Genomic DNA, 13,785 nt, shown 5'->3' on the forward strand with positions numbered 1-13,785 from the left:
TGCGTTGGAGAAGCCAACCGCTACGTAGAAATACGTAGCCATGCGCGTAATTTCCCGAATTCCTCGCGCCGCGTCATTTCGTCATACTCTGAGGGTCAAGTACAAAACAAGAGATTAGCAATGGTGACATCAGGCGACAGCCGTGGTTTAACCCCCAGAAAAACCAAGCTTTCAGTGCGCATGAAAGTTTTATTGCTGGCCATAGTCCCCTTGCTATTGCTGGCAACCGTGATTCTCCTCGCCAGCCAACAACTGGAACGTGATGCCATCGCGCAACGGCAATCCGTGGAACAGAGCTTGCTGACGAGCAAGGAAAAAGAATTGACGTTTTTGCTGGACTTAGCCTTTGCCGCCATAGAACCCATTATGCAGGATGCCCGGTTAAGCGAAACCGAGAAGCAAACAGCGGTGAAACGTTTATTCAATGAGAAACTGTTTTTTGGGGAAGATGGTTATTTTTACGTGTATGACCTCCAAGGGGTGAATCTCGTTCACCCTGTTAAGCCCGATTTTGTTGGGAAAAACAAGCTCGATTTGCCTGTCGTACCAGCGTTATTGCAGCAAGCACAGCGGCAAGACGGCGTGGTGGCGTACCGCTGGGAACGCCCGTCGACCGGGCTTTATGAACAAAAAATCGGCTATGCCCGTGTTCTTGAACCTTGGCAGTGGGTTGTCGGAACCGGGTTGTATGACGTGGGGGCGGAAGTCGAAACCCATCTCCAGCAGGTCAGTACCCGCATTGATAACACCTTTCGCTACATGTTGCTGTTGTTGGTGGGGGCGATAGTCAGCCTCGTGTTGTTGGTGTTTTGGGTGAATTGGCATGAAAATCGGCTGGCTGATGATCACTTACGGCAACTGGTACACCATTTCGTGCGGCTCCAGATTGAGGAACGGCGTGGGTTTGCGCGTGAATTGCACGATGGCATTAATCAGCTCTTGGTGGCGGTGCGGTTTCGTATTGAGCTGGCACAACGCCAACTAGTTAAAGGGGATGCCAGTTACCGCGATAGTTTGGCAGTTGCTTTGGAAACGTTGGATACCACGATTAAGGAAGTCCGGCAGGTGTCGCACAGTTTGCGCCCCGCCTTGCTGGATGAAATGGGTCTGGAAGTGGCTTTGGAGAGTTTGACCAAGCAATTTCAGGAACGTACCGGTATCCGGGTTATCCGTTATTGGCAAATTATACCGCATGAGTTGAGTGAAGAAGTGGCAATTATGGTGTATCGCGTGGTGCAAGAAGCCTTTTCCAATATTGAGCGCCATGCCCAAGCCACTCAGGTGCACCTTGAAGTTCGGCAAGCGCCGGAACAGTTGTTGCTGACCTTGCGGGATGATGGCAAAGGTTTTGACCCCGAACATTTACAGGCGGGGCGCGGTTTGGGATTGTTGCACATGCGTGAGCGGGTGGAATTATTGGGTGGGCAGTTTCAATTGCACAGTTCACCACAGCAAGGCACACGCATTACTGCGCAATTACCGTTACTATTTATGGATGGGAGGAAGTGATGGAAAATACGGGTTTACGTTTATTGATTGTGGACGACCATCCCATTGTTCGTGATGGTTTTGCGGCAGTATTACGGGATGCAGGAATGCAGATTGTGGGGATGGCGGGGAATGGGCGAGACGCTTTGGCACTGGCTGCGGAGTTACTTCCTGATGTGATTTTAATGGATATTCACATGCCGGTAATGGATGGGTTAAGGGCAACGCAAGCGTTAGCCCAGCAATTGCCGCAAATCAAAGTGCTGATGTTAACGCTGGAAGATTCCCCTGAATACGCAGCTAAAGCGATGCAGGCAGGGGCAAAGGGGTATATGGCAAAGAACAATTGTGATACGGATCGATTGTTACACGCCATTGATACTGTGCAGCGTGGTATGTTCGTCTCGCCGTATCCGCCAACAACGGTATCATCAAGCAGCCCCCTGACATCCCGCGAAACGGAAGTGTTGATATTGGTGGCAAAGGGCAAGCAAAGTGGTGAAATTGCCCGAATACTGAAGATCGAAACCCGCACGGTGGAAACCCATCGCCAAAACATTCGCGATAAATTAGGGCTACGCTCGGTGGCTGAACTCACACGCTATGCGCTGGATCATGGTTTAATTTAATACTTGGCAAGGTGAATAAAATTTACTGCTTATGCGCTACACTCTGATGCGAGGTAAAATTTCGGCATATTAGCGGGAGTATCGTATGTTGAGTGTCAAAGCGCTTGCTTGGGGGTTGCTAGGTTTGTTGCTCGTGGGTTCTGTAGCCGCAGAATCTGAACCGGTTCCGGTGGTGTTTGGTTACGCGACCGATGCTTCGCCGATCAGTTATGGAAAAATGGATCGTAATGGCGCGACTGCTGATGGTTTCTGCGGTAGTTTATTGGCCTTTTTAAAAAGTAGTGGTCACGACATTCCTGTTGAAAACCAATACCAAATTTCTAATGCTGCACAACGGTTTGAAAACTTTCATAAATATTTAGGCAGTAATCGTATTGGAATTCAATGTGGCTCTGATTCATTAACTCAGGAACGTATTACTACACAAGCAGGGTTGAAGGGGGAGTTTTCTGTGCCTTTTTTTGTGGCACGCGCCCGCCTATTAATTCGGCGCAATAAGATTCAAATACTCTATACTAACCCCAATAGTTTAAAGATAGGCATACAAAAAGGCTCTGATAAATCACCGATTTCTACTATGGTCGCTGTTAATGCATTTTTTCCTACCGCTCAGCCACCAACGGAGTTTGTTGAGCGTACTGATGCGATTGCTAATTTGTTATCAGACGATGAGAACAGTATTGATGCTTATATTGGTGATGATATTGTTTTGTTAGATATTTTTAATACAGAAATAGCCCAAGCAAAGAAACAGGATTCGTATAGTATAGAATCTCCTATGCAAGGCTATTCCCGCGAGGAGTTCGCAGTTGTTATTTATAATGCTCCGCGTGAAAAAGATGGATCGTCAGCGTTAAAAAAGAAAATTGATAAATGGATTCAGGCTGAAAGTGGCGGTAGACAGGCAATTATTGACGCATTGGGTAAAAAAGGCATCCCGCGTCACATGTTGGCATTAAAAGACAATATGTCGATTGCTGAAGCCTTACCCTATAAAGCCGCAGAATATGGTGTTAATAGTCATACTGTCAGTGCTTTATTGGGACTGTTGGCTGAGGCAGATGAAACTCGTTTCAAAGAAAGTTTAGCTTTAATGGAAAAGAGCTTAACGGCTTCAGATGTTGATGATGGATTTTGGAAGTCATTACTGCTCGCTGAATCATTATCATGGCAGCGTTTATTATTTTGGGGGTTGGTGCTATGCAGTATGGTGCTCATGGTCGGTATACTCATGTGGTTCTACTTTATGAGGCAGCGCGTAGTGGCATTGCCACAAACCTTGTTACCTGAACAGCCTGCTCCAGACGTAACCTATCCTGACCCCGATCCCGATATGATGGCAAAGCTTAAAAAGGTTAAGAGGGAATTGCATGATAAAATTAAGCAGGATCTAGTGGGTACAAGAATGTTTGCTGAGTTGGCGTTGAAGAATGTGCATACCAGTTCGGCAAAAAGTGAAGAGTATTTGCAAAAAGTTATGGCGACTATCAATACGAGTATTGCAGACATGCGTGATATTTCTCATGTTATTGATGCCTGTATTGAGAATAAGGAAGAGAATGCTCATCCGTATGACTTGCTAGAGTTTCTGGATAATGTCGAAGTAAGATTTGAAGCCAAAGGGATCAAAATTATTCGTGATATTGAGTTGGATTTTTTTGCATTACCCACAACAGTTGCTGAAATGTTTTTTCTTATTGTTAGGGAAACAATAGAAAATGTTGAAAACCATGCTCATGGTGTGTCGCGGGTATTGATTCGCTTGCAACAGAAAGACGGTATGTTTGATTTAACTATCCAGGATGATGGACAAGGTTTTGATGATGAAACTTTTAAGCGTTCTGAAGGGATTGGTATTAAAAATATGCGCGAACGTGTTGCCAGTCAAGGCGGAACATTTGAGATTAATGGGAAAATGGGCGTGACGATTCGCGTTAGAATTCCAGAAAAATAACACTAGCTACTACCTAACGATCAAGCCCAGCTTATGCTGGGTTTTTTGTGTCGATAATTTAGTGGCACTACGTAGTTTTACTTAGTGCCTCAGTATTTATTAGCAGCATTGTCGTATTTTTGCTTAGTTATCTTAGGTAATCATACACGGCAAAATGCGTAATAGCGTCAATTTTTGTCTTGGCTTACTTCATTCAACATAAAGGCATTCTGGCAACGGGCTAGAACGAATTAAGAATGCGATGAATGCAGGGAGTGACATAAGATGAAAATGATGCGAGTTTTGTTGACCAGCTTGTTATTACCGTTGATGTACGTTAATGGTTTTGCTACGGAATTAGAGACACGCAGTGTAAACCGTTATGAAGGTGCTGCTTCGCCTGTTTCCTGCAAACCTTCAGATGCATCTGTTGACGCGGCGCATAACCCGAAGGATTGTGCTACGCCTGAAATGCCAGAGCGCAACTCACCGGCGGCTCCCGATAAGCTTGGCGATGCTGAACCCATGCTCTACGGTATGGTTTCTACCGTTCGGGTCTTGCCTTGAGCAGTGCGCATGTAGGTGATGTTATTTTGCATACATGCGCTACACTCTTTTGAAACCCCTTTGCCACAACACAACCTAGAGAAGGAGCACATTTACGATAAGTCTGAATCATTTATCTGTTTAGTGAGAGGTGCGGCGTCATGGAATATAACGATACAATTATTTTGTCTCAGAAAGGTTTTCATATTGATAAACACCTGATGTTGCCGATTGGCATTCGTTCGGGGTATCGTTTTTGGGGCGTATACGAACACGCCAATAAATCCAATCTAATCTTGTCCTCCTTGCCCCATGCAGCGTGGGGAGGGTTGCTTAGATTACGTATACGCCTAAAATACGCTGATATTAGATCAATTGTGCAGGAAGTTTCGGAAATATTTAAGACTGTTTTTTGTGAAGAAAATGCAGAGGATTGTGATAGTTTTATTAATCATATTAAGTACTTAGGCATAAGTTACTCGGAACTTTGCAATCGTAACCGATTGATTTGTAAGGGGTGGTTTTTCCGAAAAACTTTTGCATAAGTACTTACAAAGTTTTTGTTTCACTGCGCAGAAGTTTTAAAAGTGAACGTTGGAAGTTTATTGAAGATACATTGGCTGAATACGGTCTTGTAGCCATTTCTACGGATGACAGCGCTGAATCCAGTATTACGGAGCGAGTTATTGAAGACATGAAAAAATCGGCTGCGTGTATTCAAATTTATTCGATCGGGCGGGATTCAGTCAACAAGATGACTGAGAATGATCGGTATTTTTCCACAGACTTGTTGAATGCGGAGTGGTTGCTGTTTGAAGCAGGCATTACTCGCGGTTTGGATCTTAAACCGTTAATTAGAATGGTTGATACCACGCATGTGTCCAAATACAATTGGGAGAAGTGTTTGCGTATCCAACGCGATGCTTTTTTGCAAACCTTTCAAACTTATTCCGTTTCTACCGAAGGCGATCACTTTTGCAATGTGTTTAGAAAAGTTGTTGCCGAAATAGCGGGGAAAGTTCATAAAAATCAATAGCTTTTGTTTTTTAATGATGCCGGGGTAACTGCCTCGACTTTTTTTATCCCCATCAAAAAATCTTGTGAGTCCATCCCAAGGAATGCGCGTAACATGCTTGCGGCAGTTGAGGTTTTAACCCCTTTTTACCTCACAGGACGTATACCCTATGCATAACGACGACAACACTTTGAAAGCGTATGAGCAGCAGTTGTTTCAGCGTTTTTGCCAGAAAGAGCGCCAAGCGGACGCAGAGATGCAGCGCACCTTCGGGCAACGCTTATGGCGCTATATTCGCCGCAGCTTGATTTTTAATGACATTGAGGCGGCGGAGAATTGCCTGCAAGATACTTGGTTAATCTTAATTGATGAATATTGTGGAAAAGCCTTGCCGGATTCCGGCTTGTGGTCAGTGTTGCATACAGTGGCATTGCGACAGGCGCGGGATACGGTTCGCCAGCAGAATAGCCAAAAGCGTAAGCCAAGCGGTGGCTTTGTGAGTTTTGCGGCTGATCCAGATGAGACGCATGACAACGCAATTTGGTCAGCACACCCTGATGTGGATTTGTTGTATCAACAAAGCACACCGGAAGCTGAGTATTTAGGTGCGGAAGAGGATTTAAAAAAACAAGAGCGCTTGACGTTATTTAAACAAGCCGTGGCGCAATTGTCTGAGAAACAGCAGCTTGCGTTACACTTAAAATATACAAAAGAGTTATCGGTCAAAGAAATTGCCGCGCTTACCGGGGAAAAGTATGAAACAGTGCGTAACCATTTACGGTTGGCAAAAGAACACTTGAAAGCGCGTTTAGGTTAAACCCTCACGGGGAAGGTAAGGAGCAAATAAAATGCAGCATGAATCCGATGGTAGAGATGAGGACGATGATGACACTGATCCAGTCATGGAGCGTGAATTAAAGGCACTTTACCAAGCCGCATTATTGGATGAGGATTTTCAGCAACAAGTGCATGACAATGTGCAGGCGTTAAGCGATGCAGAGCGCCAAAAACTGAGTAAACAGCCCTCCATACAGCCCTTTTTGCATGATGAGTTGATGCCAGCACCTTTACAAGCGCGGTTACGGGCGCTGCAAGCAGAGAAAAAAAAACCCTGGTGGAAAACCTTATGGTCGCCAGAGGGGTGGGTATTATTACCATTGCCGGGTCCGGCGTTTAGTTTGCCTGCGGTATTGGTCATTGGCGGGTTATTAGGGGTGTTGCTGACCCCAACGTTGTTGACACCGCAGGTGACACCGGAGGAATGGCAGTTGCGCAGCACGACGGCGGCAGATGATGCAACGGGTGCTTGTGAATTCAGTGAGGCGCTACGGGGTGATCCTGACACGTGGTGGGCAGCAATCCAACAGTGTGAGCAGCAGGCGCAGCAGCAAGTGCAGCGCGAAACCATGGCGTTGCAGCAACGTTACCCCAATTTTCAGCCATCCAATCCATAAAGTTGAAATGCGCCCCAGTAAAATGGGTGGGCGTGCTCAGCATTTTTTTGCAAGGTGTGTTGCATTGCGTGCTGTAACGCGCTTGCCCAGTGGGTGGACGTGGTTGGTAATGCGGTGAACAGTGCTTGCATCAAGGTTTGGGTGGTGGGGGAGTCAATGTCCCAAGCGGTGGCGAGCACTTGCCGCGAACCGGCACTGAAAAAAGCTTTGACCAGTGATGACATGCCTTGTGTGGTGTCACTGATACTGCCGGTGCTGCACGCAGACAACAGCACTATATCGGCATCAAGTGTTAACGCCATAATTTCACTGGCGGTGACACGCCCGTCTTCATCCTTGGTTTTTCCCAGTTCCAGAAAGGCTTCGGTATTGTCCTGTGTGTTGTGGGGGGCTGCATGGGTGGCAAAACTGATGATTTGAAAGGTGGTTTCTGGCTTTTGGGGATCGATTAACTGTTTCAACGCTTGTTCTGTGGCGTCTTTAGCGGTTAATACGCGGCAATCGGTGTTGGCATGGTGCGCTGTACACAGCAGTTGATGCTGATGTTCCAGCTCTGCTTTCGCCCCTGATAACGCTCTCCCCAGTGGTGCGCCGATGCCTAGAAAACGTTTGCGCGGATCCGGTGAGGGTGGTGAGGGTAATTCACGCAAGCTCTTGAGGGCATTGACAGCGGGCAGGTAGTTGAAGGTGTATTGCTGCATGAGCCAGGCGGCTTGCTGATAATCGCGTGAGGTCGGGGCTTGGGTCACCAGCAGATGCAAGGGCAGGTGTTGTAATTCGTCGTCTGTTACCACAATCAGGTGCTGGATTTCCTGCAAATCGTCGACGACTGGGGCAAATAACGTTTGGTACAAACGGTGTGCGGTTTGCAAATCAAAATCGGGTAGCGTTGACGTTTGCGGGGTCATGGCTTGCCGCAGGCGCATGATGTCTTGCTGAAAATCAGGCGTTAACGTTAAGGCGTGTAATTTGGCAGGGCGCTGGTGGGCGGCAACGAAGACATAAGCGAGTTGTTCCTTCGTCTGCGGGTCACGCTCAAACACCCACGCCAGCAACGCCTCGCCTTTACGTAGGTTACTCAGGGTGTTATCAGGGTTTAAAGCCAGTGGTTTGGCTTGCGCCAGTTGGCGGTAAGCTGGCAAGGTTTTTTGCAGTTGCTGCTCAGCTTCATTGAGTGCTTGCTGTAAACGTTGTGACTCGGCTGCCTGATGCGTGCTTGCTTGGTATTGCGCATTGTCTTCCAGCATTTTGTAGGTTTTCCATAAGTCACTGATGCTTTGCCGATGTTCGGGGTTTTGGATGCTTAAGCGCATCAGGGCTTGTTGTAAGCCTTGCAGCCGTTCCAGGCCGTGCAATTGCTGGATAGCCCAAAATGCAGCCGGTAAGGTGCTTGAGGTGAGTCTGCTGGTTGCTGGGTGACTGCTAAAACGCAGTTGCAAACGGGCAAAACGTTGGCGGTCTTGCAAATCGTCTTGGGCGGCAATCAGTGTGCCGTGGTTGAGCTTGGTGGTGTTGGTGTTGAGGTAAAACTGTGCGGCGTGCTCAATAGCCGTGTGTGCTTGGGCGTAGCGTTGTTGTTGCAGGTGGGTTTCTGCCAGACCAAGTTGGATGCGGGCAATGGCTTTGTCACGGTGCAGTGTGGGCGGGAACGTTTGATAACGCTGTAAACTGTCTTGGTAAGCCGGTTCCGCCTGTGAATAGTGGTGTTGTTTGCGGTGATTCTCAGCCTGTTTGTAGCGGTTGAGGGTGTAGGCTTCGGTGTTTTGTTGCTTGGTGCTCGCCAGTAGGTTTGCTACTTGTGTTAAGTGAGCGGCTTCCTGCTGATAGTCTTCCTGTAAGCGGTAGGTATTGGCGAGATTGCTGTGTGTGATGGCGGTTTCAGCAGGGGGTTGTTGGTGTTTTAGAGCGCTTTGATAGTGGTGTTGGGCGGTGTTGATGTGGGCGGCACGCTGTAAGGGGGTATTGAGCGCTGCATAGTAATGCGCATCAGCTAGGAGCATGAGCGCTTCTGCATGGCGAGCCTCGCCACGTAGTGTTGTTTCAATCTCGGTTAGGGCGCTGATGAGGTTGTCCCACGCTTTTGGCGTTGCCCAAGGTTTTTGCCAGTCCAGTTCCAAACGTAAGCGGTTAAGTTTAGCAATGGCAATAGTCGGGTCGTGTGGGGCTAAGTGTTGTTGGGCGCTTGCCAGACTGCGGTCAAAGGCTTGTTTGGCTCGGTCGTAATCGAGTAAGCATTGGTCGTAATAGCGTCCGAGTGCCGATTGGTGGTTCATATCGTCTGGTTGAGCGGGTGGCGGCGGCGGTTGACTGCAATCCAAATCACTGGCGTATGACACGCTATTTGTGCTGACAATACTCAACAGTAAGCTGATGATGAATGGCATCCAAGCACGGGCTATTGGCAACATCACGACATCTCAGGGTGGCTAGGGTGACAGCAAATTATCACAATTAACCCTATTTTTAATAGAACGCGTATGAATATATGAGTGAATGAGTAAATTAATGGAGGCAATACGTCTTAATCTTAGTTGATGCCATAGGAATAAGGAGTTCTTTATGAAAAAACTAGACCCTATCGAATATTTATTAAGTGGGATATTGTTACTATTTGTTTTGTTGTAACTACTCAGTCTATCCAAAAACCGCTCTGAGAGACTCAAACGGATTTCGCCCCTGAATCTTGTCGGTTTCCCACACGGAACGGATAACACAAAAAGCCTCCGCACCGCCCATTGCGCGGAATCCACCCGCCACCTTGAGTTTAACTTTGACGGGTCGAACGGCTCGTTCAGCCAGATTGTTGTCAAACGGTACATCAAACCGCTGAATGAACTGCAACACCGAATCCTTGAAGTCACGTAGACGGCATAACAAGTTTCTGGCGGGGTCTTGTTTGGCTTTGCCTTGTTTAGGGTTGATTTTAGGTTGTTCAGGGAAAATCAACAGTCCGTGATTCACCCATTGGTCATAACGTTGCTTGAGTTCAGTCATTTGCTCCAGCGACAATGCCGTTTGTTGCGCGTCTTTTGCTTCAGCCACTGCGGTCTTAGCATCAATCAAGACCTGTTTGAGTTGTGCAGGCCATTGATGTTTGAGGGTTTCATCAAAGTAGTTCAACTCCCGCAGCAGATGCGCCCCACAAAGGCTGTGTACCACCTGATCAAAGCGGAAATACGGTTTCCAATGGTCATGAACCGCAACGCCTTGGAATACCGGCAGGATTCCCGCCGCTGTCATGGCCTCGTATCCGCGCCGTGCATGGGCAGTGTAGTAAACGGCTTCGGGTGTTGCGGCTACATGCAACCATTGGGTTTTGCCTTGCGCCCGCATTCCGCTTTCATCAAAGTGAGCCACGTCGCTGCTACTAATGGTGTTCTGAATAGCTGTATAAGTGGCCGTCAGGTTTTCACTCGCCTGACCGATCCAGTGCTGCACACTGCCATCGGAAGGCTTAACACCGTATTGGTCGAATACAATCTCGCTTGCCCGTGACAGCGAAATGAAATGACCTTGTACCAAACCCACCGTATAGGCCTTTAAACGTGCGCCGTAACTGATGTAAGGGGCGAGTGTTGCCGGGAATTCGCCTTTATGAACCTTGCCACAACCACACGTGCAAATCAGTTGGCGGTGTTCCGTGACCACGATTTGGGGTTCGGGAATGTCCCACTGTTGCCGACATTCACCTGTCTCAATCAGGGCTTCGGTTAGCGGCAAACCACAGTCGCAATGCCCGGCAACACCGTAATATTCCACGTGATCGGGTGATGGGTGCATCACGAGGCTATGCCCTTTATGACCTGGCTGGCCACCTTTTGGGCGTTGTCCAAGCTGACGCGGCTGTGCGGGTTGGCGTTTCAGTCCATCCGATGACGGGGGCTTGTGTGAATTTTTACTGTTTTTGTTGAGCTGTGCTTCCAGCTCATTCACGCGGGCGGTCAACTGATCAATACGGTCAAACAGCGTCAACACTAACTCCACCAATTCGGCGTGGCTTAACTGCTGGAGACTTTCTCGTGTTGGGCGGGGTAGCTGGTTCATATCGATAGTGTAGCTGATTTTTTAGGAGACTGAGTAGTTACAAAATAATTATTAAAATTTCCCCCCTTGTTGTGATACATGACGTATTTCCTGGCAGTTACTTCATTAACTGGCGAGGAAGTGTCATGAAATACCCCGTTTTATTTTCTATCAGCACCTTATTACTGATTGGCAGTTTGAGTGTTTTGCCGATCTATGCCGCTGACATCACCCAAGTCGATGGTTTGGAACAGGCCGATTTGCCCTCGAATGAGGCCGCTGCGGCATGGGAGGTTCCGGCTACCTTGCGTTTAGACCCCACTGATTTTCCAAAACGTGCAGGGCGCGGGGCGCTCGTGCCACAAGACATTGTGTTGCCACCACTGAGCGCAGCGGAGTTACAACAATGGCAACAAACTGCGGATGAACCGCAGCAACGCCGCACGCGGATTGGGATGAGTCGTGCCGTTCCCAATACGCTAGGTGAGCCGGATACCTGGCAGTGGTTAGCGGTTGAGGGTGGGCAGGTTGCACATTTGGGGTGGCGTTCCCCGGATGCTAAACGGATTCGTGGGCAGTTTGTATTGGGAAACTTGCCTGCGGGGGTGGAGTTGCGGTTTTACGCACCACACGACCCGCAGCAGGTGTATGCCTATACCCATGACACGCTAAAACCGCAAATCATTCAGCAGGCGGGGGAGGCAACGTTCTGGTCGCCATCGTTAGCAGGCGATACCTTACGTGTGGAAGTCTTTGTGCCGGAGGGCATTGCACCGGATGCCTTGGCGTTGCGGGTTGTCAAGCTGTCCCACTCGGTATTAGACCCACTGACAGGGGCGGTACAACGGGGTACGTTAGAAGACAATGCGGTGGCTTGTTTTGTGGATATGGCGTGTGCCACACCCGAATGGCAGTTGCGGGGGAGTTCTACCGCGCTTTTCTTGGTTGTGAACGAAGACATCGAGTACTTTTGTACCGGCGAGTTACTCAACAATACCCGTGCGGATGGCAAGCCGTATTTTTTGACCGCAAACCATTGTGTGGATAGCGCCGCCGTTGCCACTACCTTGAATTCCTTTTGGTTTTATGAGAACTCGAGCTGTGGGGGCAGTGATGCTCGGGATAAGGTGCTGCGGGCTGATGGCGGTGCAACGCTGTTGGTGACGGACAAAACCTTGGATACCACGCTGTTAAGTCTCAATAAAATTCCAGCGCAAGGGGTGTTGTTTGCGGGGTGGTCTAATCGCGCGTTGCCGTCGGGTCAGGCCATTGCGGGGATTCATCATGCCCTGACACTGCCTAAGCAATTTGCACTGGGTACGTTTGTGGATTACGGCACGTTCGCGGCGAGTGGGTTAGTGCGTGATCCCCAAGGTGAGTTTGCGGTGGTGCGTTGGCTCAATGGTACGACGGATAAAGGGGCAAGTGGTTCTGGGCTGTGGTTTGAGGAGCAAGGAAAGTATTACGTGAATGGTGTGTTGTCACGCGGCACAAGTTCGAGTTCTTGCGAGCGCCCTGATGGGATTGCCCTATACGGGCGGTTTGATCAGGCGTATCCGTTATTGAAACCATGGCTAAGCCCATAAAAATAATCCCATATCAATGTTTATTTGATGTTAACCCCATACAAATGAAAACGACGTATTGCTTCAGTGTATTTTGTAATAATTGGGAGATGCGAGATGAAAATGAAACAGTGGACAACCGTGTTATTGGTGAGCAGTGCCTTGGCGGCTTGTGGCGGCGGCAGTAGTGTTGGTAGCACCGCCGCGCCCAGTAATTCGATGGGGCCGTTAAGCTTGTTGGAAGCGAAAGGGGATGGTGGCGGTGGCTATAATAATTATGTGTCTGCATCAGGCGCTACGCAGATGGCACAGCTTACTGCGATTAATCATACAGCCTTTGTCGAATTGTTGCTGTTTTCCATTTTTGAGTCTGACGATAAAGGGGATGGTTATGTGTTTCGTTCGGATACCGACTTAACTGCGCCAGAAAAACCAACCACTAGTTTAATGCCTGATGCGGTGAAAGATGAAATTGTGCAGTTGATGGAGCAATACGTAGCACAGCAACGCACGCAGGCTCGCCCTGTGAATTCTGGAACTATTGCTTGTCCTTATGGTGGTTACTTCGTGGTTTCAGGTGATTTGAATGACAGTACCAATACCGGTACGCTCAATGTCAATTATACAAATTGTGAGACATATCTCTATCTGAAAAATGGGTTGAGCACATTAACGTTGAATAAATTAGAACCAACCAATAATGTCTTTCTGGATTATGCGATTGCTTACAAAGATCTAAGCGTGGATACCGCATGGAATGCGTTTGTTTATACGGGTTCTCAGTTTGTGGTAAAAACCATGACGAATAATCGGGTGACTAAAATCGTTACCTCCTCTAATTTGCAGCGTAAAGACCAAAAAGCGGGGGATGCCGTCAGTATTGATTTGACCGTTAATAGCAGAGATCAGACGGCTCAGGCGATTACGGGCAAATTATGCCACGGTGTTTATGGTTGCGTTGATGTTTCGACCCGCATTGGTTTTAGTAACCGTTTGCAACAGGGTGAAATTAATTTAGTGGGTGCAGGGGGGAGCACTATTCAGCTTTATTATTCAGGCGGAAAATTGCATACCCGACTGGATGGTAATGGTACAGGTAATTACGGAGCGCCTTATTTAGTGACGTTGTGAC

12 protein-coding genes are annotated in these 13,785 nt (G+C 48.1%); 10 read left to right on the forward strand and 2 right to left on the reverse strand.

What is annotated here, in order from left to right; all coding sequences use genetic code 11:
- Nucleotides 1-120: 120 nt before the first annotated feature.
- The 8 genes from QJT81_04065 (at nt 121) to QJT81_04100 (ending at nt 7,065) form a co-directional block, all read left to right on the forward strand.
- Entirely contained in the window at nt 121-1,509 is a 1,389-nt protein-coding gene (locus QJT81_04065; GenBank protein WGZ95177.1) for a cache domain-containing protein, read from the forward strand.
- Entirely contained in the window at nt 1,509-2,117 is a 609-nt protein-coding gene (locus tag QJT81_04070; protein ID WGZ95178.1) for a response regulator transcription factor, read from the forward strand. The genes QJT81_04065 and QJT81_04070 overlap by 1 nt, the downstream gene beginning before the upstream one ends.
- A gap of 85 nt (nt 2,118-2,202) precedes the next feature.
- On the forward strand, nt 2,203-4,071 hold the full coding sequence (locus QJT81_04075; GenBank protein ID WGZ95179.1) for a histidine kinase: 1,869 nt from the start codon (nt 2,203-2,205) through the stop codon (nt 4,069-4,071).
- A 264-nt stretch (nt 4,072-4,335) separates the two neighbouring features.
- Nucleotides 4,336-4,617: a hypothetical protein gene (locus tag QJT81_04080; GenBank protein ID WGZ95180.1), complete on the forward strand. Its 282-nt coding sequence runs from the start codon at nt 4,336-4,338 to the stop codon at nt 4,615-4,617.
- Between the two features lie 140 nt (nt 4,618-4,757).
- Nucleotides 4,758-5,141: a hypothetical protein gene (locus QJT81_04085; protein WGZ95181.1), complete on the forward strand. Its 384-nt coding sequence runs from the start codon at nt 4,758-4,760 to the stop codon at nt 5,139-5,141.
- Between the two features lie 71 nt (nt 5,142-5,212).
- Nucleotides 5,213-5,632, forward strand: a complete 420-nt coding sequence (locus QJT81_04090; GenBank protein ID WGZ95182.1) for a hypothetical protein — start codon at nt 5,213-5,215, stop codon at nt 5,630-5,632.
- 148 nt (nt 5,633-5,780) lie between these two features.
- On the forward strand, nt 5,781-6,428 hold the full coding sequence (locus QJT81_04095) for a sigma-70 family RNA polymerase sigma factor (GenBank protein ID WGZ95183.1): 648 nt from the start codon (nt 5,781-5,783) through the stop codon (nt 6,426-6,428).
- A 31-nt stretch (nt 6,429-6,459) separates the two neighbouring features.
- Complete coding sequence (locus QJT81_04100) at nt 6,460-7,065, forward strand: hypothetical protein (protein WGZ95184.1); 606 nt, start codon at nt 6,460-6,462, stop codon at nt 7,063-7,065.
- Here QJT81_04100 and QJT81_04105 read toward each other — a convergent pair.
- Both QJT81_04105 and QJT81_04110 read right to left on the reverse strand, forming a co-directional pair.
- On the reverse strand, nt 7,047-9,473 hold the full coding sequence (locus QJT81_04105) for a CHAT domain-containing protein (GenBank protein WGZ95185.1): 2,427 nt from the start codon (nt 9,471-9,473) through the stop codon (nt 7,047-7,049). The genes QJT81_04100 and QJT81_04105 overlap by 19 nt on opposite strands.
- A 226-nt stretch (nt 9,474-9,699) precedes the next feature.
- The gene (locus QJT81_04110; protein ID WGZ95186.1) at nt 9,700-11,109 is read right to left on the reverse strand and encodes an IS66 family transposase; all 1,410 of its coding nucleotides are present in this window, start codon (nt 11,107-11,109) and stop codon (nt 9,700-9,702) included.
- A gap of 125 nt (nt 11,110-11,234) precedes the next feature.
- Here QJT81_04110 and QJT81_04115 point away from each other — a divergent pair, with 125 nt between their 5' ends.
- Nucleotides 11,235-12,674, forward strand: coding sequence for a hypothetical protein (locus QJT81_04115; GenBank protein WGZ95187.1), 1,440 nt, complete (start codon nt 11,235-11,237; stop codon nt 12,672-12,674).
- 96 nt (nt 12,675-12,770) lie between these two features.
- On the forward strand, nt 12,771-13,784 hold the full coding sequence (locus tag QJT81_04120; GenBank protein WGZ95188.1) for a hypothetical protein: 1,014 nt from the start codon (nt 12,771-12,773) through the stop codon (nt 13,782-13,784).
- Nucleotide 13,785 lies beyond the last annotated feature (1 nt).

The sequence above is a fragment of the Candidatus Thiothrix putei genome (assembly GCA_029972225.1).
Classification (GTDB): domain Bacteria; phylum Pseudomonadota; class Gammaproteobacteria; order Thiotrichales; family Thiotrichaceae; genus Thiothrix; species Thiothrix putei.

Bases quoted from the DNA above. Each gene is read 5' to 3' on its own strand.
- QJT81_04065 (WGZ95177.1), top strand. From the start codon at position 121: ATGGTGACATCAGGCGACAGCCGTGGTTTAACCCCCAGAAAAACCAAG.
- QJT81_04070 (WGZ95178.1), top strand. From the start codon at position 1,509: ATGGAAAATACGGGTTTACGTTTATTGATTGTGGACGACCATCCCATT.
- QJT81_04075 (WGZ95179.1), top strand. From the start codon at position 2,203: ATGTTGAGTGTCAAAGCGCTTGCTTGGGGGTTGCTAGGTTTGTTGCTC.
- QJT81_04080 (WGZ95180.1), top strand. From the start codon at position 4,336: ATGAAAATGATGCGAGTTTTGTTGACCAGCTTGTTATTACCGTTGATG.
- QJT81_04085 (WGZ95181.1), top strand. From the start codon at position 4,758: ATGGAATATAACGATACAATTATTTTGTCTCAGAAAGGTTTTCATATT.
- QJT81_04095 (WGZ95183.1), top strand. From the start codon at position 5,781: ATGCATAACGACGACAACACTTTGAAAGCGTATGAGCAGCAGTTGTTT.
- QJT81_04100 (WGZ95184.1), top strand. From the start codon at position 6,460: ATGCAGCATGAATCCGATGGTAGAGATGAGGACGATGATGACACTGAT.
- QJT81_04105 (WGZ95185.1), bottom strand. From the start codon at position 9,473: ATGTTGCCAATAGCCCGTGCTTGGATGCCATTCATCATCAGCTTACTG.
- QJT81_04110 (WGZ95186.1), bottom strand. From the start codon at position 11,109: ATGAACCAGCTACCCCGCCCAACACGAGAAAGTCTCCAGCAGTTAAGC.
- QJT81_04115 (WGZ95187.1), top strand. From the start codon at position 11,235: ATGAAATACCCCGTTTTATTTTCTATCAGCACCTTATTACTGATTGGC.
- QJT81_04120 (WGZ95188.1), top strand. From the start codon at position 12,771: ATGAAAATGAAACAGTGGACAACCGTGTTATTGGTGAGCAGTGCCTTG.